At 53.3% G+C, this 23,645-nt stretch carries 21 protein-coding genes and 2 pseudogenes; 13 read left to right on the forward strand and 10 right to left on the reverse strand.

The features are described from left to right. The first annotated feature begins 41 nt into the window (after positions 1–41). The 4 genes from rhuM to LWH94_RS12770 are packed head-to-tail and all read left to right on the forward strand — an operon-like array spanning position 42 to position 5,212. Positions 42–1,049, forward strand: a complete 1,008-nt coding sequence (rhuM, locus tag LWH94_RS12755; RefSeq protein ID WP_232902453.1) for a virulence protein RhuM/Fic/DOC family protein — start codon at positions 42–44, stop codon at positions 1,047–1,049. A 10-nt stretch (positions 1,050–1,059) separates the two neighbouring features. After that, on the forward strand, positions 1,060–4,215 hold the full coding sequence (locus tag LWH94_RS12760) for a type I restriction endonuclease subunit R (protein WP_232902454.1): 3,156 nt from the start codon (positions 1,060–1,062) through the stop codon (positions 4,213–4,215). Beyond that, positions 4,215–4,877: a hypothetical protein gene (locus LWH94_RS12765; protein WP_232902455.1), complete on the forward strand. Its 663-nt coding sequence runs from the start codon at positions 4,215–4,217 to the stop codon at positions 4,875–4,877. The genes LWH94_RS12760 and LWH94_RS12765 overlap by 1 nt, the downstream gene beginning before the upstream one ends. Then, positions 4,874–5,212, forward strand: coding sequence for a hypothetical protein (locus LWH94_RS12770; RefSeq protein ID WP_232902456.1), 339 nt, complete (start codon positions 4,874–4,876; stop codon positions 5,210–5,212). Before LWH94_RS12765 ends, LWH94_RS12770 begins: the two co-directional genes overlap by 4 nt. An 81-nt stretch (positions 5,213–5,293) precedes the next feature. Here LWH94_RS12770 and LWH94_RS12775 read toward each other — a convergent pair whose 3' ends face one another. Further along, entirely contained in the window at positions 5,294–5,548 is a 255-nt protein-coding gene (locus LWH94_RS12775) for a helix-turn-helix domain-containing protein (protein ID WP_232902457.1), read from the reverse strand. A 152-nt stretch (positions 5,549–5,700) separates the two neighbouring features. Here LWH94_RS12775 and LWH94_RS19540 point away from each other — a divergent pair, with 152 nt between their 5' ends. From LWH94_RS19540 to LWH94_RS12785, 3 genes are read left to right on the forward strand one after another with little or no spacing between them, the layout of a single operon-like run. Continuing rightward, positions 5,701–5,940, forward strand: a complete 240-nt coding sequence (locus tag LWH94_RS19540) for a hypothetical protein (RefSeq protein WP_332875494.1) — start codon at positions 5,701–5,703, stop codon at positions 5,938–5,940. Then, positions 5,933–7,141 carry an Arm DNA-binding domain-containing protein gene (locus LWH94_RS12780; RefSeq protein ID WP_232902458.1) on the forward strand — a complete coding sequence of 403 codons (1,209 nt, stop codon included), beginning with the start codon at positions 5,933–5,935 and terminating at the stop codon, positions 7,139–7,141. The genes LWH94_RS19540 and LWH94_RS12780 overlap by 8 nt, the downstream gene beginning before the upstream one ends. Further along, entirely contained in the window at positions 7,131–7,424 is a 294-nt protein-coding gene (locus LWH94_RS12785; protein ID WP_232902459.1) for a hypothetical protein, read from the forward strand. The genes LWH94_RS12780 and LWH94_RS12785 overlap by 11 nt, the downstream gene beginning before the upstream one ends. A gap of 304 nt (positions 7,425–7,728) precedes the next feature. Here LWH94_RS12785 and LWH94_RS12790 read toward each other — a convergent pair whose 3' ends face one another. Genes LWH94_RS12790 through LWH94_RS12800 form a run of 3 tightly spaced genes read right to left on the reverse strand, consistent with a single transcriptional unit; the run spans position 7,729 to position 14,679 of the window. After that, positions 7,729–11,076: a hypothetical protein gene (locus LWH94_RS12790; RefSeq protein WP_232902460.1), complete on the reverse strand. Its 3,348-nt coding sequence runs from the start codon at positions 11,074–11,076 to the stop codon at positions 7,729–7,731. Then, positions 11,069–13,432 carry a hypothetical protein gene (locus LWH94_RS12795; RefSeq protein WP_232902461.1) on the reverse strand — a complete coding sequence of 788 codons (2,364 nt, stop codon included), beginning with the start codon at positions 13,430–13,432 and terminating at the stop codon, positions 11,069–11,071. Before LWH94_RS12795 ends, LWH94_RS12790 begins: the two co-directional genes overlap by 8 nt. After that, positions 13,432–14,679 (reverse strand): hypothetical protein, encoded by a 1,248-nt coding sequence (locus LWH94_RS12800; RefSeq protein ID WP_232902462.1) that lies wholly within the window; start codon positions 14,677–14,679, stop codon positions 13,432–13,434. The genes LWH94_RS12795 and LWH94_RS12800 overlap by 1 nt, the downstream gene beginning before the upstream one ends. Positions 14,680–15,222: 543 nt before the next feature. On the opposite strand from LWH94_RS12800, the gene LWH94_RS12805 reads away from it, so the two are divergent. From LWH94_RS12805 to LWH94_RS12820, 4 genes are all read left to right on the forward strand, one after another. Next, positions 15,223–15,540 carry a 3'-5' exonuclease gene (locus tag LWH94_RS12805; protein WP_232902463.1) on the forward strand — a complete coding sequence of 106 codons (318 nt, stop codon included), beginning with the start codon at positions 15,223–15,225 and terminating at the stop codon, positions 15,538–15,540. Between the two features lie 525 nt (positions 15,541–16,065). Beyond that, entirely contained in the window at positions 16,066–16,698 is a 633-nt protein-coding gene (locus LWH94_RS12810) for a metallophosphatase domain-containing protein (protein ID WP_232902464.1), read from the forward strand. A gap of 31 nt (positions 16,699–16,729) precedes the next feature. Beyond that, entirely contained in the window at positions 16,730–16,969 is a 240-nt protein-coding gene (locus tag LWH94_RS12815; RefSeq protein ID WP_232902465.1) for a hypothetical protein, read from the forward strand. 67 nt (positions 16,970–17,036) lie between these two features. Continuing rightward, positions 17,037–17,444 (forward strand): nucleotidyltransferase family protein, encoded by a 408-nt coding sequence (locus tag LWH94_RS12820; RefSeq protein ID WP_232902466.1) that lies wholly within the window; start codon positions 17,037–17,039, stop codon positions 17,442–17,444. A gap of 38 nt (positions 17,445–17,482) precedes the next feature. On the opposite strand, the gene LWH94_RS12825 is transcribed toward LWH94_RS12820, so the two are convergent. The 3 genes from LWH94_RS12825 to LWH94_RS12835 are packed head-to-tail and all read right to left on the reverse strand — an operon-like array spanning position 17,483 to position 19,289. Continuing rightward, positions 17,483–18,184 (reverse strand): metallophosphoesterase, encoded by a 702-nt coding sequence (locus LWH94_RS12825; protein ID WP_232902467.1) that lies wholly within the window; start codon positions 18,182–18,184, stop codon positions 17,483–17,485. A 27-nt stretch (positions 18,185–18,211) separates the two neighbouring features. After that, the gene (locus LWH94_RS12830) at positions 18,212–19,018 is read right to left on the reverse strand and encodes a metallophosphoesterase family protein (RefSeq protein ID WP_232902468.1); all 807 of its coding nucleotides are present in this window, start codon (positions 19,016–19,018) and stop codon (positions 18,212–18,214) included. Between the two features lie 25 nt (positions 19,019–19,043). Then, positions 19,044–19,289, reverse strand: a complete 246-nt coding sequence (locus LWH94_RS12835) for a hypothetical protein (protein WP_232902469.1) — start codon at positions 19,287–19,289, stop codon at positions 19,044–19,046. Positions 19,290–19,506: 217 nt separating this feature from the next. On the opposite strand from LWH94_RS12835, the pseudogene LWH94_RS12840 reads away from it, so the two are divergent. Then, positions 19,507–19,827 (forward strand): annotated as a pseudogene (locus LWH94_RS12840) (IS21 family transposase); the annotation flags it as partial. A gap of 12 nt (positions 19,828–19,839) precedes the next feature. Further along, positions 19,840–20,160 (forward strand): annotated as a pseudogene (locus LWH94_RS12845) (ATP-binding protein); the annotation flags it as partial. A gap of 372 nt (positions 20,161–20,532) precedes the next feature. On the opposite strand, the gene LWH94_RS12850 reads toward LWH94_RS12845, so the two are convergent. The 3 genes from LWH94_RS12850 to LWH94_RS12860 form a co-directional block, all read right to left on the reverse strand. After that, the gene (locus LWH94_RS12850; protein ID WP_232902474.1) at positions 20,533–21,897 is read right to left on the reverse strand and encodes a TRAP transporter large permease; all 1,365 of its coding nucleotides are present in this window, start codon (positions 21,895–21,897) and stop codon (positions 20,533–20,535) included. Between the two features lie 31 nt (positions 21,898–21,928). After that, on the reverse strand, positions 21,929–22,480 hold the full coding sequence (locus LWH94_RS12855) for a TRAP transporter small permease subunit (protein ID WP_232902470.1): 552 nt from the start codon (positions 22,478–22,480) through the stop codon (positions 21,929–21,931). An 80-nt stretch (positions 22,481–22,560) separates the two neighbouring features. After that, the coding region (locus LWH94_RS12860; RefSeq protein ID WP_232902471.1) for a TRAP transporter substrate-binding protein at positions 22,561–23,645 on the reverse strand (1,085 nt) is incomplete at its 5' end.

Consider the following 23,645-nt stretch of genomic DNA (forward strand, 5'->3'; position numbering starts at 1 on the left):
CCGGCTTCTCAACCGTTAGCTGATAACGACAAGGAACTGTCATGACTGAACAACAGGTACGAATCTTCACCTCAACGGATGGCCAAGCGCAGCTGGAAGTGGCGCTGGAGCAGGAAACAGTCTGGTTGAGCCAGGCTCAGATGGGCCAGCTCTTCGATACCAGCCCTGAGAACGTGCTGATGCACCTTCAAAACATCTTCAAGGACGATGAATTGGACGAGTCGGCAACTACTAAGGAATTCTTAGTAGTTCGCCAAGAAGGCAAGCGCCAGGTGCGGCGGCGCATCAAACATTACAACCTGGATGCCATTATTTCAGTGGGCTACCGGGTCAGCTCCAAGCGCGCCACCCAGTTTCGCCAGTGGGCAACTCAGGTTCTCAAAGACCACCTGGTTCAGGGCTACACCCTCAATCAACGCCGCCTGGCCGAGCGCGGCATCGAGTTCGAACAGGCCGTTGACCTGCTGAGCCGTACCCTCACCAATCAGGGCCTGGTATCCAACGAAGGCGAAGCCGTCGCCCGCGTGATCAGCGATTACGCCCGCTCCTGGAGCCTGCTCCAAGGCTACGACGAGCAGCAGCTGGCTGAGGTGGGTATCAAGCAGCCAGACATGCAACCGCTGGAACTGGACGAGGCCCTGAAAGCCATTGGCGAGCTGAAGCAAACGCTTATGGCCAAGGGCGAAGCCACCGAGCTGTTCGGCCAGTTACGCGGAGATGGCCTGGCTTCCGCGTTGGCCACTATCGAACAGGGCTTTGGTGACGAGCTCTTTTACCCGAACGTGGCTACCCGTGCCGCTCACCTGCTCTACTTCGTGATCAAGAACCACCCGCTGGCCGATGGCAACAAGCGCTGCGGCTCGTTTCTGTTTTTATGGTACCTGCGCCGCAACGCCGCTTTGCTGGCGCGGCCGGTAGAACAACTGATTAATGACAACACCCTGGTGGCGTTGGCCCTGCTGGTAGCGGAAAGCCTGCCGGATCAGAAAACCCTGATGATCCGACTGATTGAGCATTTTCTGCTGCTGAAGGAGCCCATTGGGGAATAAGGACTGGTTTATGACGGAAGATCAGCTGGAACAACAATGCCTGCAATGGTTCGCCGAAGGTGGCTGGGAGATCGCCCACGGGCCAGACCTGGCGTCGGATGGTGAAGCCCCGGAGCGGGCCGATTACCGTCAGGTATTGTTGCTGGCGGATCTTGAAGCGGCGATACAGCGTGTCAACCCTCACCTGCCCCAAAGCGCTGTTGAACAAGCCGTAGCCGTGGTGCGCAAACCCGAAAGCCTGGATGTGGTGATCAGTAACCGGGCCTTCCACCGCCTGCTGCTGGACGGCGTACCGGTTGAGTACAAGCACGACGACAAGGTGGTTCACGACCAGGCCTTTCTAGTGGATTTTGGTGATCTCGCCGCCAACCGGTTCCGGGCCATCAACCAGTTCACCCTTGAAGGCTCCAAACAGCTCCGCCGGCCGGATGTGATTTGCTTTATCAACGGCCTGCCACTGGCGGTATTGGAGTTGAAGAACCCAGTAAGTGAGAAGGCTGACATTTTAGATGCCTTCAACCAGATCCAGACTTACAAGAACGAACTGGCTGATCTTTTCGCTTACAATGAAGCCGCTATCATCAGCGATGGATTTAAGGCAAGAGTCGGCTCCCTGACCGCGAATTGGGAGCGCTATATGCCCTGGCGCACCCTCAGGCATGAAGACGACAAGCCGCTGCTGGAATGGCAGCTGGAAACCATGGTGCGAGGCTTCTTCGACCGGGAGCTCTTCCTGGATTACATCCGCTACTTCGTGATCTTCGAAACGGATTCCGACAAGCTGATCAAGAAGATTGCCGGTTACCACCAGTTCCATGCGGTGCGTGAAGCCGTGAAGGCCACGGTGATTGCTGCACAGGATATGAGCCAGCATGGGATTGGCGAGAAACGCGCCACCTACGGCGATCAGGTTTTGCCGGGCAGCAAGAAAGCCGGCGTGGTGTGGCACACCCAGGGTTCCGGCAAGAGCATTTCCATGTGCTGTTACGCCGGCAAGCTGCTGCAACAGCCGGAGATGAACAACCCGACTCTGATCGTGGTCACCGACCGCAACGATCTGGACGGCCAGCTGTTCGCCACCTTCAGCGCCGCTCGGGAATTGCTGAAGCAAGAACCGGTGCAGGCCGATGACCGGGATACACTACGGCGCCTGCTGTCGGAACGGGAGTCCGGCGGTATCATCTTCACCACGGTGCAAAAGTTCGCCCTGCTGAACGATGAATCCGGCCACCCGGTGCTGAACGACCGCCACAACATTGTGGTGATCTCGGATGAAGCCCACCGCAGCCAGTACGGCCTGAAAGCCACCCTGAAAAAAGACGGCACCTACAAGTTCGGCTACGCCCGCCACATGCGGGATGCCCTGCCCAACGCCTCGTTTATTGGCTTTACCGGCACCCCCATCGAAAGCGAAGACAAAGACACCCGCGCCGTGTTCGGCGATTACGTGTCCATCTACGACATCCAGGATGCGGTGGACGATGGAGCAACCGTGCCCATCTTCTACGAATCCCGCCTGGCTAAGCTGGACATCAACCGCGAGCAGATCGAAGAGCTGTCCGATCAGGTGGAGGAAGTGGTTGAAGACGACGAAGACGTTGGCAGCCGCGAGAAAACCAAAGGCGAATGGAGCCGGCTGGAGAAACTGGTCGGGGCCGGCCCGCGCCTGAAGCAGGTGGCGGAAGACCTGGTTAACCACTTTGAAACCCGCTCCAGCACCATCGATGGCAAGGCCATGATTGTGGCCATGAGCCGGGAGATTGCGGTTCATCTGTATAACGAGATTGTCACCCTGCGCCCTGAATGGCACGACGATGACCCGGAGAAAGGCGCCATCAAGGTGGTGATGACCGGCTCAGCCTCTGACCGGGCCCTGCTGCAACCGCACATCCACAACAAACAGACCAAGAAGCGGTTTGAAAAACGCTTCAAGGACATCAATGACCCGCTCAAGCTGGTGATCGTGCGGGATATGTGGCTGACCGGCTTCGACGCGCCCTGCTGTCACACCATGTATGTGGACAAGCCCATGAAGGGCCATAACCTCATGCAGGCCATTGCCCGGGTAAACCGCGTATTCAAGGACAAGCCCGGCGGGCTGGTGGTGGATTACATCGGCATTGCCAACGAGCTTAAACAGGCCCTGAAAACCTATACCGACGCCAAAGGCAAGGGCTCACCTACCCACAGTGCGGAAGAAGCCTACGCCATCCTGCTGGAAAAGCTGGACATCATCCACGGCATGTTCGCCCCCGGCCCCAAAGGCACAGGCTTCAGCTATAGCGGTTTTGAAACCGAGGCCCACAAGTTTCTGGTGCCCACCGCCAACTACGTGCTCAGCCTGGAAGACGGCAAGAAGCGCTTCCTGGATACCGTGCTGGCCATGAACAAAGCGTTCTCGCTGTGCGCCACCCTGGACGAAGCCCAGACCCTGCAGAAAGAAGTGGCCTTCCTGTCACAGGTGAAAACCGCGATTACCAAGTTCACCAGCGTGGACAAGAAGCTGACCGAGGAAGAGAAAAACACGGCGCTGAAGCAGATCCTGGACAACGCACTGGTAGCCGAAGGGGTAACCGATGTCTTCGCCCTGTGCGGCCTGGACAAACCAAACATCGGCCTGCTCTCAGACGAGTTCCTGGAAGACGTTCGGCAAATGCCCTACAAGAACTTCGCCGTGGAGCTGCTGGAGAAACTGCTCAAGGACGACATCAAGGCCAAGACCCGCAACAACGTGGTGCAGGAAAAGAAATACGCCGACCGCCTGCAGGAGACGCTGCGCAAGTACAACAACCGTGGCATTGAAACAGCACAGGTAATCGAAGAGCTGATCGCTATGGCCAAGCAGTTCCAGGCCGAAATGGAGCGGGACGCGGCCCTCGGCCTGAACCCGGACGAAGTGGCCTTCTACGATGCCCTGGCCAGCAATGAGAGTGCCGTGCGTGAGCTGGGCGACGAGATCCTGAAGAAGATCGCCGTGGAGATCACCGACAAACTGCGCAAATCCACCACCGTGGACTGGCAGGTGCGGGAAAGTGTTCGGGCTAAACTGAGGATTCTGGTGCGGCGGACGTTGCAGAGATACAAGTATCCGCCGGATAAGGCGCCAGCGGCGATAGAATTGATTATGGAGCAAGCCGAAGCCCTATCTAACCACTGGACGAAGTAATGAATTACTACACCGAGGCATACGACGACCAGCTGGACAAGATCGAGATCTACCAGCGCTATCCGGCGCTGAAGCCCTTTGTTGGCTCGGACTATGGGCGTAATGGCCCCAGGATTCTGTTGATTGCTGAGAGCCACTATCTGCCCCCAGAGAGTACCGTGCATAGGGATCCAGCGAGCTGGTACAAGGGGCGTGAGGATGTTCTGACGCCAGAAGAACAGAAGTGGATGCGCACCAGGCGGATTCTGACCAAGCCGCTGAAAGGCTGGACGGCTAAGGGCCACGCCATCTACCGAAACATCGAATCGGCCTTGCTCAAAGCGGGCTTGCCGGCTAACGACAGTGTTTTCCGCCAGGTGGCCTTTATGAATGCGTTCCAACGGCCAGCGAAAACCGGGGACACAATAAAGCAGAAGAAGCAGGACGTTGAAGTGGCGGTTGAGACCATCAACCAAGTGATTGATGCCATACAGCCCGACCACATCGTTTTCGTTTCAACCAAAGCCAAGCGAACCGTGGGCAAGCATCTCAGCCAGAGCTCCGTTGGCGTACACCATCCAGCCTGTGCGTGGTGGAACCGAAAACAGGACGGGCTCAGCAGCAAGCAACGATTCATCGATTACATCTCCAGCCACTGGAACGCCACGGGAGCAGCCTTATGACCTACGACAGCACCTTTGACCAAACCCGACTCGACCAGCTGGCCCAACAGCACCTGGGCGGCACCAACATTAGCGGGCGGATACTGTTCTTCGGAGACCCTGAGGAGAACCGGTTGGATCTGGCAACCTGGCAGCTGGATAACGACGAGGACTACGAAGCAATCAAAGGCTCAGACTTCAAGTTCCAGATGATTGAGCTGTTGGACACCTTGCTGACCTATCGAGCTCAGCACGGCCAACCGAACGCTAGTCAGGGCGTTGTTCATGTTGAAGGCGGAACGCTGTCTATTGAGTGGCTACCGAGAGTTGAAATCGAGGCCATGCGAAATAGTTGAAACTCACCGAAATACAAAGCGCAGGTTTAACTCAACCTGTTACGAGGTAAAGCAATTCGATTTTTTTGAAGGTTCAGACCATCAACTGAGTCCATTCTTTTCCTTCTCATCACGCTCAACATCGACATGTTGAGCGACAGCCTCAAGCGGCACCCCAAAGAACTCACAAAGCTTATCGAGAATCTCCGTCGTGGTGTTATAGCCACGCTGGTTCGCAATTTTGGATAACGTCGTCCTGTGGACTCCAGTCTCTCTTGAAACCTCATCCAACGTAACCCTCCGATTTTCTTGAAATCCCTTCTCTGCAATTAGCTCTTTCAGGCGAAATCTGATCATGGTCGGCAAGTCCTTGAGTGTGTAGCGATACTACCTCAAAAGACGCTCGCTCGCATCCAGTGCCGAATAAAAACTACAAACGACTGTTGACAGCGTCGAAAATAGACTTAATATGTAGCTTGTACGCTACAAAGAACGTCTAGGAGAAACATATGAATACTACCGAGTACCTAACCACCGAAGAACTTGCAGAGCGGATTCGCTATGAGGCCAGGACGATTCGCGAGCGCCTAAAGGATTCCGTGCTCCTTGAGGGAATCCATTACATCCGCCCGTTTGGGGGCCGGAAGATTCTTTATATGTGGGAGCCCATTCAACGCGACATGGCCATGCACTCTGGCCACCACTCAATTTCTATTCCTATGGCTAACGGAGGACGTATGCATGGGTAGCATCCGAGCGCGTGAATCCACGCAAAAGCTTTTCATGGACTTCCAATACCGCGGCAAGCGCTGCCGAGAGCAAACCACCCTCGACAACACTCCGGCAAACCGGAAGAAACTTGAGGCGATTCTAAAACGAATCGAAGCAGAAATTACGCTGGGGACTTTTCAGTATCACCAGTACTTTCCAAACAGCCCCCGAGCTCAGGAATTCACTAGGCAAGCTGAGATTCAGCGGTCTCGCGAAGCACACGACACGCCGTTGTTCAGTGAGTTTTGTGAAACCTGGCTGGATGAGATGCGGGTGCAGTGGCGTAAGTCGCACATCACCACCATCGAAGGCACGCTGAAGAATTACCTGATCCCGGAGTTTGGGGAGAAGGAGGTTGGCCACATCACCAGGCAGAAAATTCTTTCGTTCCGGGCGTCCCTCGCCAAAGTTCAGACCCGGAGCAAAAAGCCACTTTCCGCCAGCCGTATCAACCGAATCCTGACGCCATTGCGAATGATTCTGGGAGAGGCAGCCAACCGGTATGAGTTTACCTCACCTTATCAGGGGATCAAATCACTGAAGGTACCCCGGTCTGATGTAGAGCCGTTTTCACTGGAGGAGGTTCGGCTGATTCTCGCCACGGTTCGCGCGGACTTCAGGAACTACTACACCGTACGCTTCTTTACCGGTCTTCGGACCGGTGAGATCGACGGCTTGCAATGGGACTGTGTTGATTTCCAGCGCCGACAGATTCTAGTCCGCCAGGCACTGGTGAACGGTGAAATCGAACAAACCAAAACCGACGGCAGCTACCGGCACATTGAAATGCCACAACTGGTCTACGACGCCCTGAAGGATCAGCGCAAGGCCACCGGAAACAATACCTTTGTGTTCTGCAATGGAGCAGGCAATCCGCTTGAGCACAACAACGTCACCAAACGGGTGTGGTACCCCCTGCTCAGCCATTTGGGGCTTCGAAAACGCCGTCCGTACCAGACTCGCCACACTGCAGCCACGTTGTGGCTGGCAGCGGGAGAGAATCCGGAATGGATTGCCCGGCAGATGGGGCATACCACCACGGAAATGCTGTTTCGGGTGTACAGCCGGTATGTGCCGAACCTCACTCGCCGAGATGGTTCTGCGTTTGAGCGGCTGTTGATCAATGAGTTCGAAGCCAAGGTAACACCTGCAGAGGAGGAGGTAAGCGATGAGGTCTGAGCTGATGTTATTGGCGGCCATGCCGTTGAATCGTCTGATACCTGCCGAGCGGCGCACCGTTCGCAATCTGGCTAGCAGCCTGTGCGTGGCCATGGGAATCCTGCACGAGGGGTGTAATCTCGTGGCCATCCTTGGCCTTGGAGGGGAACGCACCAACCAAGAGGCGATGGAAACCTGGGTGTACTGCGAACTGGTTAAGGAAAATCTGGAGGCTGGCCGGGATTCACTCCCAATGCTGATCGGCCGCCTCCAGGAACTGGAGAGTGAATGGAGGGCGTACTAATGGCCAATCCGGCGCTAGAAAGTGCAGGCCTTCGTTTAGCGTTTTGGAGGGATCAGTTTACGGTTCTTGGAGTGCATTCCTTCCCGTCTGCTCGCAATCAGAAAACCATTTACCAACTCACTCTGCACTGTCGAGGACGACAGGTAACGGCCTTCCTCAGCCAGGCTCAAGCGATTCGGAGCGGGGTGCCGGTATTGGGCAACCGAGTGATCGCGAGCCTAAAGCTGATTAGATTCCATTCGGGAGACCGCCTGATCGTGGAGTCGCTAGATCTTCCCTCCAGCACTCCTTAGAGCCAAGCGCATTAGCCAGGGACGGCGCCTTCCTCGGATTCATCTTCCAACGTGTCAGCATCAAAACTTCCGTTCTGAAAACTCTCCGGCACGGCGTCGTACAGCACACACCCGGTGAACACCACAAAACGAATAGCATGCCAGAAGTGCTTGCCAAGCTTGTGAGTCACTTTCCAGTCAAAGCTGACGTTACCGTGTTTCGGGACTTTCTTGTCCTTGGCTGGCCGGATAACGATGGCATTCTGTGCGACCCCCAGGCTCTGCCCCCAGAACTTTAGAGCTGCTTTTCTGTTCTCTTTTTCAACCGTCAGCGTAACGGTAGCTCGCGCCCCTAGGCGGAGCTTATTCATGAGTGCCATGAAGGCGATCTGCCGTTCCCGTCCGCGGGGCCGCAGTTCGGCTTTACTCCGCTGCACACTTTCGGCTGCAGCTATAAGCGCGCTTCGACCAGAGTCTGCGTCTTCGACCATCCAGTCAGACAGCCATTTGAAGAATTGCATGCATTCTTTGAATGCTGATTTCGATTGGGGAGGTATGATGTAGGTCGGCAATTCCGGCGCAAAACATATCAACGTGTATATCTTAGCTAGTGTTGTGTTGTTCACACTTGTCTTCGATCTCAGCGAAAAACGTAACCGTTCGCCTGTCCGGCCGGTAGAACTACCCATCAGCAACGCCGAGCGCTCATACCACTGCTGCACGATTGGCAAATCCAGATCCAACTGGGCCGCTGTTTTCTCCAAAGCAACGGAGAGAGGCTCATTGAACGGCGCTTGCATACGAATGAAAACCTGGCACGATACCCGATACGGCAGCAGCGGATTCACGTCTTCGGCCACCCTGTTAACAACGGGGGGCAATTCCTTCTTTCTATCGGTTGTTTTCGGGAGTTCCAGCAGGCCCTTCGCTGGCATTCGAGCCACCGCTGCCAATGCTCTGGCGGGCGTCACCCGATCCTTTAGTTGTGCACGATGCCGGAATCGCTCCAGTGCACCTAGTGTTTTGTCCAGCAGCGTTTGCTGCTGTGCAATGGTGTACGACCGATCTTCTTGCAGCAAATACTGGCAGAGGGCGAGATCCAGAAGGTGGGTGTAGCTTTTTAGGGTCACCCTTTCACTCGAATGGCCCATCCACTGAGCCAGCTGGGAAAGCGGCCGCCAGACATTAGCCACCCCAGCACTCACGATGTTGCTTGAGCCATGCATTGGTGGCATGAGTTCTACGCCATCCGACTGAACCCACGGCTCCGGCAGGAGGTCATAGGGTTTACGCTCCAACAGTCGCAGCAAACTCAGCGATGCAAAACTGTGTCTCAGATGATGAAACCGTATATTTTCATCACCCGATACGGATCGGAGCAGGGCTGTCAGCCCATCAAATGCCCACTTCTCCTGTAGGCGAAAGGTTCCGCTCACGGGGTCCTGAAACAAGCCATCGCGCGCTTCATCATTAGCGCGCCGTAACTTGCGCCCCATAACAAAGCCCGTCAACCACTCCAGTTCGTCGCTGGTTAATAGTAGGCGCAGTGGGAGTCTGCGAATCGCTGCATCCGACTTTACGCCGGCTATTTTGGTGGGACGTACGAGCAGCTCGGGATTGTTGACGGTAGGATCCCCGAGGCCATGGAAATCACCGTATTGTCGGGCCCAACACTCGGTTCGCCGAAGCCCACAACGGAATCCCATAATCAGAAGCGCCAGCTGTATCCCTGCCAGCTCATCGTCAGCTCGAGCTAACAAAAAGCGCTTTGCCCGGTGATACTCCAATGGCGTCAGTATTGCCGCGTCGACGCCATAGCCTGCCCCCTCTTCCATTGGGATACGAGGCATTCCGTAATATCCGTGAAGAAACTCGTGCCACTCGAACAGCGTCCGCCTGAGACTTCCACCGTTACCAGGAAAGCTGCTGACCACCGTCTCATAGATGGACTGCCACTCATCCGAGTCCAGACTTTCAGGATTCGGGATATCGATAGCGAAGGGCAACAGCAGTTCGAGGTATTGGAGGTCACGAATCTTTTGCTGCAAGGCCGGTGACACGCCATCGTCGGTTCTAAGAAGCACTCGAACGTAGTGACACATCAACTGTACGAGAATGGAGCATCCGCTCTTTGCTGCAATTTTGTCCATGGCCTTGAACACCTCAGCCTTGGTTGCCAAAACATCCCTCTGTCTCTGGGCCTGCTCTGAAGGGTCGCTGGCTTCCTGGATCCTTGACGCCTCAGATTCCAAGAACCTCAAGCGCTTCATCAATCGTTTGAACAATGGTCTTTGGTCGCGCAACGGAAACTCAGGGTTAGTAAGTGCAGGTGAGCCCACCATTTCATTCTCACGCTCTTGCTGAGTTTCCTGCGATGCTGGCTGTACTTGAGTCCCACCGGTCAGCAAGCGCATCCAGTTCGACAACGACAAAGAAGCGCCCAAATCCGGTGTTCGTGCGTAGTGAACCAGGAAGCCCGGCGCGATTATGATCAGGTTCGCCTCGGCAACCGCAAAGACATTCAATGGCCGGTTCAGGGTTAGCTGGTTTTTCTCAACCAGATCCCCAATGAAGTGTTTCAGCAACACCTCGTCCGGAGATGCCTGTCCCTTTGAAACGGTTACATCTGGCCAAATTTTACCCCAGCGCAGATACCAGCGTCGGAGTAGGAGTTCGGTGATCGGCGCCAGGATGACCCGACGACAACTCTGGGTCGAGGGTCGGGTACGCCCCACTGTCGAGGTCGCTTCCAACTCCAACCAAGTGTAATCACCGACGCTACCGGCGCCATTCCCGATCGCCTCACCCAGTCGGTTGAACCAGCGACGTGCGGTCACGCCACTGTGAAAAACCAGGCTGTACAGCAACTCACCGGCATCCCTCTCCATGGCCTCTTCAGCTTGCAGCTCAGGGGCGGCACTCTCCAGGCTGGCCAGAAACGCATCATTGATCTGATCGTAATCGGCCAATCGGGCTCCCATGTCAGGGGTAGTCATCGAGGAAAACATCTGGACGCTCTGCACAGGCATCGGGACAGGCAGCTGCCAATCCCGGGTTTTCACGCCTGCGTCGAGCAATTTGACGAGATAATACTGTTTGTCCTTAACCGCCCGACCATCATCAGTTTTCGAAGCGTTTTCGACCAGCCTGTCGACCTCTTCGGCAGTCATCGTCAGTCCCCGCTGACCGGAGGCCAACTCCGGGTAGTACTCAAAAAGATAGTCTCGGACCGCCTCCAGATGGCCCAATTTCTCAACGTTTCGATTATGGGCCCTGTACTCAGAGCCCACCGATGAGCCTTGGCTTGTTGCTGAAAGCCTCTTCTTCAACGCCTCAATCGGCTTATTCAACGGCTCAAAAACTGCTGTATCATCACGCATCAAGACCTGCTTCCACTTCGAATCCCAACTCATCCAACAAGGCTGCTGTTGCCGGAACAATCCGGTTTTTCATTTCTGCCAGGTCTAAAGATGAGTACTTGGCGAGTGGTTCCGTGCCCACCCCCCAGTGCCCCATGAAAACATCTACCAGATAACCTGGGACCCCTTGGTCTCGAAGAAAGCCTCGCAGGGTGTGCCGGCTGACGTTCAGGGGCCACGGAAACGTCCATTGAATTTCGTCCGCCAGTCGTTTTGGGGTGGCAAACTCTGACTGGAGCTTCGCATCGAGAAAAACGAAAAAGGTTTCGATGGGGACCTCTACGCCCACCTCATGCAAGCGCAGTTGCAGGTGCCGCCGGTGTGCCTCATAGCAGCGAAGCTGTTCAATAACGACCTCCGGCAGGTAAACCAGGCGAGAGTGGCCAAGATTGTCATCGACCTTGTCCGCGATGATCACGAATCCCCGGCGTTCGTTGAATTCGTATCGGTAGGCAATCGGGTCGCGAACCGCCCTAAAACCGGTCGACCACATAACCTGAAGGATGGCGTACGCTGTAAACAGATTATGGAATTTTCGGATGTTGGCCCGGGAGTGCGCCGTTTTACGGTATTCGGCAAGCTGCGCTCGCAGGCGGCTTACGACGTCCCTCATGACCTCCAGACGCACACAAAACGGAGAACCCACTCTCGGCAAACCGAAATCGAGGTTGGCGGGAGCCATCGACGGAGACGAGAGCCCAAGATTCACCAACCAGCCATTCACGACATCGACATAATCCGCCGCTAGCGTCTCAACCGACCGGGTGTGATAATAGAGGTTTGCCGATTGCCCGGTGGGTAGCTTGCGCCCAGTCACCAGGCTCGCATCCACCGAATCCGTGGTTTGGTGGATGAGTCCTTCGAACACGCACGTCTGAATTCGTTTCAGGGTAATCCTCGAACCGGTCGCCTTATTGAGCTTCTTGATCTCAATCGCAATCTCCTCAGCGACGGACTCGGTTGAGGTTCTCCTGGCGAAAAGAATCCCCGATTTCGTTTGTATTCGTCTTGCAACAAGTTCTACCCGCGGCCTGAGTATTTGCCAGAAAGCATCCGGGATCGGACCGATAAACAGTTTATTTGTGACCTCCATGTGGGGCGCCCATTTTTTCGCTAATTTTCGACGCTCTGGAGGCTCCGGAACAAAGCCTGCCCAAGCTTGATCGTCCCTGACGAGGTAGATGCATTCTGGTTGATTTTTTTTCGGCTTATCCGGCACTTGAGAGCGGTTCTGGACTACCGCAGTTTCCGATATAGATTCCAGAGAGCGCCCTGTGAGGAGGATCAGCAGGACATGTAGGCGCGTATTTTCCGAGCCCATCTTGTTCTCAAACAAAACCTGCAGAACTAGCCCTCGCTCATACTCATTGAGGCTTTCCCAACGACCCGGTAGGAAGCTGTTGGCACGCCGGTAGGCTGCGCGCTTCGGTTGCTGCTTTCTGAGTCCGGTGGAGGGAGTTTCACCGCGCTCGGAATTCAGGGCCGCTCCGCGCTCTGAGATCAGAACGCTCGCACTCATCAACTCCTCTGGCGCATTGCCAGCGATGCGGTGCTCCTTACTCACAAGTTCCTCGCCCTGTGGCAGAGTGATATGGACTGAACGTTCCTGAACGCCTTCTATCTCAGAGTCAACATCATTGTCCAAGCCCTTCCAGTCACCGGTTTTCTGCACTTCCCAGCGCTGTGCTTTTTGTTTGTCGGACTGATAAGTAATGATTCGTCCTTCGCCGACATAGAACTTGAAGAATCTGTGGAGTTCATCGAGGTAACGCACATTTTTTTCGTCAAATTGCCGTTGATCCAGGTTCTCATTCACTCGGGCAAAGTGCTTCTCGAAGCGCGCTACATCGTCCACGCACTTCGGCACCTTCGCCAAAGCCGATTCCGATAAGAGCCTCAAGGCACGCCAAGCATCCTCAACCCGGTTTTTGAAGGACCGTTCTTCAGAAGGCGCCAGTTCCTGTCGCCAGGCACTGGCGGTGTTGATGACGTATGCTACAACCTGAAGCCTTTTCTCCGAGCACTCCTCACTTTCCGCGAGGGCACGTAACCCCGCATGCTGCGGATACTCACCAACAAGCCCCCGAATTCCCTGACGTTCAGGCGCAAGCTCCGTGTACTTTGCTTCTACGACGCCAGAATCCAACCATTCCAGGAATGCATCCGCACCTTCGATTGGCTGCGAAATCTGGTCAAATGCGCTCACTATGCGCGGCATCAGGTTTGCGATGCGATCCATCGCGTACCAATCGGGACGAGGCTGAACAATTTCGACTAGGAGCGCCTCAGGATTTTCTGAGTCAAATTTCAACGTCATCACGCCACCTCCGACTCGTCGAGAGGAAGGCGCATTTGAGCCTTCGCCATTAGGTAACCCTTGAGATATCTTTCCAAGGTCTTCACGTGCCTGCGCTGGGCCCGATTTTCAGGCTTACCGTCAGCAAGTTTTGGAAATGTGTCCTGAACCGCTCGGAGGGTTGCTTCAGCGTTGGGAGAAATCGGCGACAACTGCTCAACGGTATCGAACGACAACGCCGAAACAGCGGCCCAGAGGTTCCTAGGATTGGAAAACTGTTTGTGGAGACTGTCGCTCTGGAGATCGTTCAGCCACTCGATACAGGAAGCGGTGAGTATCGCGCAGAGCTGTATACGTAACCCCGACTCTCTTTCTTCTGCAGCCTGTTGCCACAGTATCGGAAAATGGATTTTGACCGCGTCGAGGATTTTCGGTGCTGGGGCATCCCCGGCTTCATCATGTGGTGCAAGGTTCCCACCGTTGTCCAGAACCAACAGTCCTACCTGGCTTAGGGCTTCACTCAAATAATCTGGGACAACTGGTGCGTTCTGAGAGCCTGACGGTTCAGTGGTGGAAGCCAGCAGGTATTCAAAAATTGAGACGGTGCGGGTGTCCAGGATGACGGGTTTGATCTCAGCCCCTGAGGTTCCAACTACTGCCTCAGAAGCAGCCTCTTCCTGGTGGGGGTGGTGATCAACTTCGTTCAGCGCTTCATGATGGTCAACTGCAGGCTCCACATGTTCGTCCAGCGGAAGCAAGTGCCGTGAAAGTCCTGGAACCAGAACCGGTTCCTCATCCTGGATTCTGATCTTGCGGCTGATGCCGGCGAAATCTTCCAGCCCGACTCGACTGTTGAGAGAAGATGAGATCCGGCGGCGCTCGTCATCGGAAAGGCTCGCCCACAGTCGAAGGAGGGCATTCTGAGAGCCCAACCCGAACACCAGTGCGGCCAGTAACCGGGAAACCTGCTGACGTTCGGCTTCTCGGTTCTTCCATACGAGAACCTGAATCCTCTTATTCGGAGCGAACTCTTTCAGGAGCACAGCTACGTGAGCGTTCCCGACGACTCGGTAATCACCGCGCCGGATTTCGCAAACCGAAACAGGATAGTGGCTGGCCACCGCTAGAAGCGCTTCCTCCGTGAGGAGCTCTGGCTTACGTAGGCCCGTGTAGGAGCCGAGGATCACGTCCTCAACATCGGTTTCTAACCGTGCGATTTTCAGTTGCTCAACGCGTACAAGTTTTAGGGTTCTTTTGGCTACAGTCACGCCCTGCTCCTAACTGAATTCAATTGACATCAGGGACGTTCCGGACCTTTGCCCCTCGATAATTCTTTTTTAGGAGTATCACTGCGCCGAAAAGTGCGCAAGCACAGCAATGTCAAAAAAACGTGCTTTTTCAGTAGCTTAGAGTGTAGGCTTTAAGCCTACCATTGATCACAAAATGAACAATTTCTTATGGGTTATTTTTTGTACAACCTGCTAATTTATAAGATTATTTTTGCTTGAAGCGTAAATTTCACAGTTACGCAGATACGAACACGAATATGAGCCAAGGCCATTTCGGTAAATACCTACAAAAATGTGTATTTTTCGGCTCGACTATCGAAAATCACTGGAGAATTGACCGCAAAACCAGCTCTCCTTTCAGGCAAAATCGACTAAGAGATCAAGGAAATTGTCGTTTGTAAGGAGTCGCCCTCAGGCGCCGATAACTCCTGTAAACTGGATCTACGAGTCAAGAAAAGTGAGACTCTAAGTGAGCGGTATATCCGTTTTTAAGATGCCAAGCCGAGTACCCGGGCAAGCAAAATGCGTGACGACACAATCCTGGTAGTAGACCTCGAGGCGACCTGCTGGGAAAACCAGACGACACCCGCAGGTGATGCTCAGAGTGTCCACATCATGGAGATCATTGAAATCGGTTGTGCTCTTGCAACTCGGCAAGGGGAGCTGCTGGACGCTCGCTCGTTTCTCGTGAGGCCAACCCGGCACCCGATACTGAGCGACTTCTGCACCGAGCTGACCGGGATCACCCAGTCGATGGTGGAGGGGGCACCCGCACTCTCGGAAGCGATTGAGGCGATGAATGCCTGGCTGGGCGATCTGCCGAATGAGCTTATCTGGTGAAGCTGGGGCAACTACGACCGCCTGCATCTGGAAGCCCAAAGCCAACTGGACGGTGCTCAACCGGCCGTTCTGGCTCGCCCCCACCTGAACCTGAAACGTATCTGGCGCCGCACCACTGGCCAGAAGAAAAAGAACGGCCTGACACACGCTCTGGCATATCACGGCCTGAGCTTTGAAGGCGGCCACCATCGGGGCGTAGATGATGCCCGAAACATTGCAAGACTGCTGCCGTTCATCAAGTGGTCATTAGAATCCGAGTTACTCACATCACCGGCGGATACAGCATGAAACCGACGAAAGTGGACATACGGGGTAACCCCTGTTGTACAACTTGAATTACGCGCCTTTACCTGCAAAGTGCGTAATTATGCACATTCCGCGTAATTCCGCGTAAGTCACACAACCGAAGATGGGAAAGTGAGTGGGCGAACCCGGAGGGCTACGATGGTACTTACAGTTGAAGAAATGGATCGAGCGATTCGGGAAAAAGCTGGAAGCTAACGCCGTGGTAACAAAGGTGAGAGTATGAAACTGGTCTGCATTTCCGACACCCACAGCCTGCACCGGCGCATTCCGGAGATTCCGGATGGCGACGTGCTGATCCATGCCGGTGACAGTCTGGGCCAGGGCACACTGGAGAACATCGAAGAGCTCAACGATTGGCTTGGAACGCTGCCGCATCGACACAAAATTGTGATTGCCGGCAACCACGACTGGGCCTTTGAGGAAACTCCGGAGTTGGCCCGCCTGGCACTGACAAACGCCATTTATCTGGAAGACAGTGGCGTCGAGATCGAGGGTGTTCGGTTCTGGGGTTCACCCTGGACACCCACATTCATGGATTGGGCGTTTATGCTGGATCGTGGCGAGCCCCTGCACAAAAAATGGCAGCTTATCCCGGATAATACCGATGTGCTCATCACCCATGGCCCACCCAAAGGCATTGGTGATGAGGCGAACCTTGGATTCAAATGTCAGAATGTAGGTTGCATTGACCTGCTGGTCAGAATTCATCAACTTGCACTAAAAGCGCACATTTTTGGCCATATCCATGAAAGCTATGGGGAGTACCTGCGTGGGCAAACAAAGCTGATTAACGCCAGCACTTGCAACGCACGGTATGAACCGAGGAACACACCAATTGTGGTTGAGGTTTGAAGCGGTCAAATTTGACCGGGGGGGGAATGAAATGACTGCGGAAGAGCTGATAGCACAACTGCAAGATCTGCCGCCGGAAACCCCAGTGCTGGTCGAGGGTTACGAAACCGGATTTGATGATATTGTCGAACTCACATCCGAACCGGTTGTTCAGTACCGGCATGCTCAGGAGTGGGATGGCGAATACCAGGCGCCAGACAGGTTCTCCAATCCAAAAACTGGAATGCTGAAAGCTGCGGTGATCCGGGGACGCAGAGGCCATCGAAGGTGAGCCCATGAAGAATAGAAAGTGTTACAGCTTGAGTGATTTGGTAGCCCAGTGTGACCCCGGCGCGCCCATGCCAGAGGTGCTTCGGGAGTGGGATCAGGCTGCGCCGGTTGGCTTGGAACAGGTTGTTATGGGTGACCAGGTCAATATTCGGGAGGCGGTCCTGGTTTTTGGCGAAAAGTTGGCTGGCCGGTTCGATGCGGTTCAACTGATCCTGTTTGGTAGCCGAGCCCGTGGTGATTATCACGACGAAAGTGATGCCGATGTAGCGGTGATTTTGGCCGGGCAGCCTGGGGATTTCGTGGAAACAAAGCTTGCGATGGCAGGCCTCGCCTTTGATGTTCTCACTGAAACCGGAGTTTTAATTCAAGCCCTGCCGGTCTGGGAGCGCGAATGGGCCAACCCGAAGGACTACTCCAACCCAGAACTACTCGAAAACATTGCCACGGACGGCATTGTGCTTTGGCGTGCCGGATAACTGCACCAGAACCTCTCACCCTGACACTGTTCTACAAATTAGCTATCTCGCTGTACTTGCGCTGCTTTCTCTAACACTCGATTAGCTGACATCAACGGCACCTGACCAGTTTTTGCCAGAATATCGATCCAGATTTGGTTTCCCTTCTGAATGATCTCGGCAGTCCCGATGTGACCTGATACCACGGCCGTGATGCCCGAAATGGTTTGATCCGCCCCCTGAGCCCGGTTCCAGGGCCAGGTGCATTCGATGGCAAAGCGCTCTGAGAAGGGGCTCTCCTGAACTGTGCGCCAGTCGTCGAATGGGCTTTGGGCATGCACCAGCCCGAGTTGTCCGTTCTCGCATTCCAGCGTCATGGTAAGCGGCAACTGGTAACGACACTGGGTTGCCAAATTTTGGTAAGAGGTCTCATCCAGGCTTGCGGCCCAGCCACCGCCTATCCCCCGGTGCTTGTATCGGTTGCGGTTATCCTCAGCACCGGCGATAAACATCAGCTCGTGGTTACCCATCACGCTGAACACCCAGTCTGTGTCCAGAACCCACTCCAGAAGAGCCCGGGATTCTGGGCCACGATCAATGGTATCCCCCAACAGAAACAGACGATCAGCCGCTTTGTTGAATCCAGCTTCCGACAACGCGGCTTGCAGTGCTTCAAACTGCCCATGCAGATCACCACAAACCCAGTCCACCCCGACCGGATTGGCAGAAAAAAACCGGTGCGGAGTCAGTCGCTTGCTCATTGAATGGGATCTCCCGCGCCTAATCGTTCACTCACCGTCAACCTCCGGCAGAACCACCACCACCCGCCCATCGACATTCAAAGCCTGGCCATCGCCGTGTGAAATAAGCCAGGGCCAGTCCCATCGAGTATGGCCGAACACCGTGAGTCCTCGAAAGCCCGTTTCAAGTGACAGCGCCACACCGGGGTCGCCACGACGACCCGCCCGTTCCGGGTCGGTTGGGCCTTGATGGAGTAACAGGATATCCGGGGTTTGATCGGTCACCGATTCCAGTACAGCAAGAAAATCGTCCTCGGTTCGCCGTTGGTTGCGATTCGGATTGCCCACGATACCGCTGACGCCACCGACTTTCAGGTTGCCCAACACCGTAACAACCCCGCCGTCCAAAAGGGTGGTGTTGTCTGGAAGTGCCTCAGGTTGCGCCACCTGATCATGATTTCCCAGAACGCCAACCACCTCCGTCGTAATCGCGGAAAATGCCTGGAACACCTCATCCACCGGCCCAGTGCCGCCCCGTTTTTTGCAGTCGGGGTAGTCGTAAAGGTCGCCGCACAGAAACACCGCGTCGAGAGCCGGAATGCCCCCGTCCCGAGACAAGGCCAAAAGCGCTTCGGCCACAGGCACGCCGAGCAGTCGATTCTGGCCTCCGACTTCTCGGCCCTGGAGATCGGAGGTCAACACAATGCCCTTCACATGACTCGGAAGGCCGACGGCATAAGCGCGATAAAACGGCAGGCGATTATGCAGAGGCACACCAGCAGGGCCGCTGGTTCGATGTGGCAAGGTAAAAAAGGGTTCCGGGTCGATCCGGGTGATGCTTGGCATTGAAGGCATCTACGGTTCCGCTAAGATGACAGCGTTATTTATCACGCTCATCCGAAGCAGGCTGATCGCGGTCTTCCATAAAATCGTCGCTGACGCCTTCAGAGTTGAAATACTCGTCCCACACCGAATCGGTCGGTCGCTCATAGCGTTTGACGGAACCCTTGAGGCGTTCCAGCGGCGTGAGCTCCTGAGGCAGCAGCTCGGCCAGCTCATCGGCATGGGCCGTGTGGGCGTCGAGGCCTTCCAAAAGTTCTTTTTCGGTTGGGCTTTTGGTTATCATAGTTCTATGTTCCTTACGTCCCTCAAGCAGAACTCAGGCATACGAGAAATTCTTATTGTAAATATACTTTACAGTCAATCGGCCCTTCCTTCAGCCTAAATGTCTGAAAGGCGGTCAAATTTGACCGCTGACGCCATTTGTTTTCCAGCAAACTTCATGGGCCCTATGTGTCAGCGTAGTTGTCGCCTGATAATTTCAGAGGACAACCATGCCCCATTACTCGCCGGAACGGCTAATCGCCTGGGCGGCCAAGACCGGTCCCGCTACCGAGAAGCTCATTCGCACGGCCCTGGGAGCCCGTAAGCACCCACAGCAGGCGTACCGCTCCTGTCTGGGCATTCTCCGGTTGGGGCAAAGCTACGGCGAGCCGCGGCTGGAAGCCGCCTGCCAACGCGCCCTGATGCTGTGCAGTTGCCGGTACAAGAGCATTGAATCCATCCTCAAACACCGTCTGGATCAGCAGCCCCTGGAAGAGCAACAGGAACTGGCCTTGCCCGACACCCACGACAACATCCGTGGCCCCGCCTACTACCACTGAAGGATCTCTGACATGTTGAAACATCCGACTCTGGACAAGCTCCACGCCCTTAAGCTGACCGGCATGGCTGCCGCCCTGGCAGATCCGTCAGCCACCCCCGACATTACCCACCTGAGCTTCGAGGAGCGTCTTGGACTGCTGGTCGACCGGGAAATGACCGAACGGGACAACCGGCGCATGAGCAGCCGGCTGCGCCGGGCCAAGCTGCGACACGCCGCCATCCTCGAAGACATTGATTACCAGAACTCGCGCGGCCTGGATAAAGGACTGGTTCAATCACTGGCCGGTTGCCAGTGGGCGAAGGAACACCTGAACGTGCTCATCACCGCCCCCCCCGTTCGGTTCCTGAGTATGATCGTCAACTGAAGCTGAAAATGGCTAACTCACCCAACGTTCGAGAATCGACAGGCCACTTCCCATCCGCGCTCATTACTCTCAACTATCTCAAGAGCATCAGCGCCCTGTCGAGCAGCTCGAGAACACAGCACTCACCTCTAGCTCGTCGTCCGCCATTATCGTTACTGTTCTATGGCTCCCGTCAGCCCCTCCTTTCGCCAACAACACCCTTGCCAGTCGGATTGCCTTTCCCTCCCTCGGAGTGACGCGACCTTCTTTCAGGTGGCTTGGTTTGCCGGCTTCGCCGGGCAAACAAAAAATGCCCCCATAAGGGGCCAAAAGGATCGCAACACAACTCAATAGGAATAGCTAATTATGAATAATACCCGGAAGCCAGGTAGCCAAATCATCAAAAACAAAAACCGCAAAAAGAACCGATAACTGAATAATAATGAACGGCAAAACTCCAGAATATATATCTCGAGTTTTAACGGTCGGCGGACATACGCCCTTTATATAAAAAAGAGCAGGTCCTACTGGCGGAGTCAAAAAAGACGTTTGAAGACACAAAGCGAATAAAACAGCAAACCAAACAGGGTCAACCCCCAAACTAAAAACAGTGGGCGCAACCAATGGAAGAACTATAAGTGTTATCTCAATCCAGTCGAGAAAAAAACCCAAAACGAAGGTTAACAAAAGAATACAAATTACGACACCCGTCGCACCAAACGGAAGATCAACTATTAAATTCCTAATTACGTCGTCGCCCCCAATCCCACGTAAAACAGATGCAAAAACCGTGGCACCTAGAAAAATGCCAAATATAAATGCAATCGTTCGACTCGTTTGATGAAGTGCTGAAGATACAACCGAAATATTTAACTGCTTGTTAAGCCCTGCAAGGACGAGAGCACCGGCAGCACCAATGGCTGACGCCTCGGTAGTAGTGGCAATACCGGATACAATTGAACCAAGAACTCCAAATATTAAAGCGAGGGCTGGCAAAGAGGCACGTAAAAAATCAATTAAATAATTAACTGAAAATCTTCTACCGGTGCCTGGATATGGAGCAAAATTAGGTCTTAGATATGCAGAAAACAAAATATAGAAGATATATCCTAAGGCAAGAAGTAACCCTGGGATAACTGCCGACATAAAAAGCCGTCCGACAGAGGCTTCGGGTGTAGCAAGTCTATCAGAAAGCAAAACCAACATAATACTTGGCGGAATGATTACTCCTAAAACGCCGACCGCTGAAGCCGTCCCTACCGCCAAACCCTTGTTATAGTTTTGTGAAAGCATAGGGCCTATGGAAAGCATTCCCAATAGCACCACAGAAGCGCCTACGATCCCGGTCGAAGCCGCCAAAAGAATTCCGACTATGACAACTGATACCGCATATCCTCCCCTCAGTGTGGAAAATAGGCTAGTAAGCGATTTCATCAATTTCTCAGCAACACCTGATCGATCAAGCATTATTCCCATAAAAATAAACATTGGCAATGCAACTAACAATTCATTTGCAACCAACCCATAGATTCTTGCGTCTAAAGAACCAATAGTTCCTTGCCACGTAAACCAAATATCTGAATTCAAATATTCAACTAAAAAATACCCGATAATTGCAAACAGAAATCCAGCTGCAGATAGTGCCCACGCTACCGGCAAACCTGTCAGGAGAAAGAGGAAAAAGCAACCAAACATCGCACTTACAAGAATTTCATCAGTAGCCATATAGTCAACCGAAAGAACAGCGAGAATGTCGTTATTTCTTTGGTTTTCCAATAACCAAAGTCATACCTTTTATAAGTCGAGAGACCAAAGAAAGAATTAACAATAGGATAGATATTGGAATTATACTTTTAAGAATAAACCTATATGGCAATCCGTCGGGAGCCATAGAGGATTCGCCTTTAATAAATGAATTCCATGCGTACTGCACAAGAGTTTCCATCATAAAAACTAAAAGAGGAATTACCAACCCTGCAACTAACAAAAATTCAATTAAAGCTACGCTCCTAATGGGGAGCTTTTCTGACAAGAAATCGACACGAACATGGTCGTCTGTAACAACTGCGTATGATAAAACTATCAACATGGTCGCGCCGAACAAGTGCCAGGATAACTCCAACATGGCAGCCGATCCGCTATTAAACAAATAACGGCTAAATACATTAAACAATACAACAAGGAGAACTAGTAGCCAAATCCATGACACCATCTTCCCTATCATTACAACAAATTTATCGATATAAAAACTTATAGATTCTAATATACATCCAATTTTTAAAATACCTTCGCTTTTTTTAAACACCATGCCCCCGGATACTTTTTATTTAAATATGTAATCCTAGCCTTTATTAGGGGGAGATACCCCCCAATAACTTAGATGTCGAATTATTTAGGAAGATAACCCTGCTGAGACCATTTCCTATAGGACTCTGAGAACTCAACCTGACTTCGTAGAACACGCGCAAACTCCGCACTGTCCTCACTATTCTTTGACAATACTTGGTCTGTTATCTCTTTCAACTTAGACAAGTCTTTTTCAGAAAGCTTAATTGGTGACGCCCCAGCTTCATTTATGGACTTAATTGCTTCGGCTTGCAAAAATTCAGTTTCAGAAAGGGTATAAAGTGTTGCCGCCTTACAAGACATTTCAATCAATTTTTGGGTAGATGCCGCCAACTCATTCCATGTACCTTTATTTACCAATAGGTGAGTTGCGGTGCTCGGCTGAGCCCAATCTGGCACCATGTAATATCTCGCAATCTCTGGGAACCCAAACTTTAACCCGACAACAGGTTGGCCTAATTTTGCAGCATCAACCACACCGCGTTCCAACGCTTGATAAGTCTCCGCTGCAGAAATTGAAGATATATTCACTCCGAGTTCAGAAAGAACATCCGCGCCAAAACCTGCAATTCTAAAGTTCAAATTCTTAAGGTCTTCGATAGAACTGACAGGTGATGTAAACCACCCACCTAATTGAGGCCCAGTTACACCACAAAGAATTGGATATATATTTCTTTTACTATAAGCATCAATTAGCAGCCCTTCACCTCCACCGCTATAGTGCCAAGCGATATAATCTATTGGCCCCAAATAAAATGGAATATATGAAAATAGAGAAGCTTCAGGCATAGAACCCTGATCATATGCTGTATAAGTAAATCCCGCTGGATACGTCCCCTTTTCAACAGCGCTACTTACCTCAAATCCCGGTATAAGTTCGCCCGGCTCATAGGTTCTCAAAGTCACGTTGCCATTTGAAATTTCGCTGAGCCATTTCGAAGCATGAACTATTGCATCAAGACCGGGAACTGTAGTGGGTGCGCCAGTAGGAACTTGCCACCGCACACGCTCAATCTCTTGAGATGACACGGGCGCTGAAGCGCTACAAAAACTACCCAACAGCACGAACCTTAATGCCAACTTTCTGGCAGTCGCAGACTTAATACTATTTTGTATGTATTTTTTAT

The organism is Marinobacter sp. G11 (assembly GCF_021282325.1).
In the GTDB taxonomy this organism is placed as follows: domain Bacteria; phylum Pseudomonadota; class Gammaproteobacteria; order Pseudomonadales; family Oleiphilaceae; genus Marinobacter; species Marinobacter vinifirmus.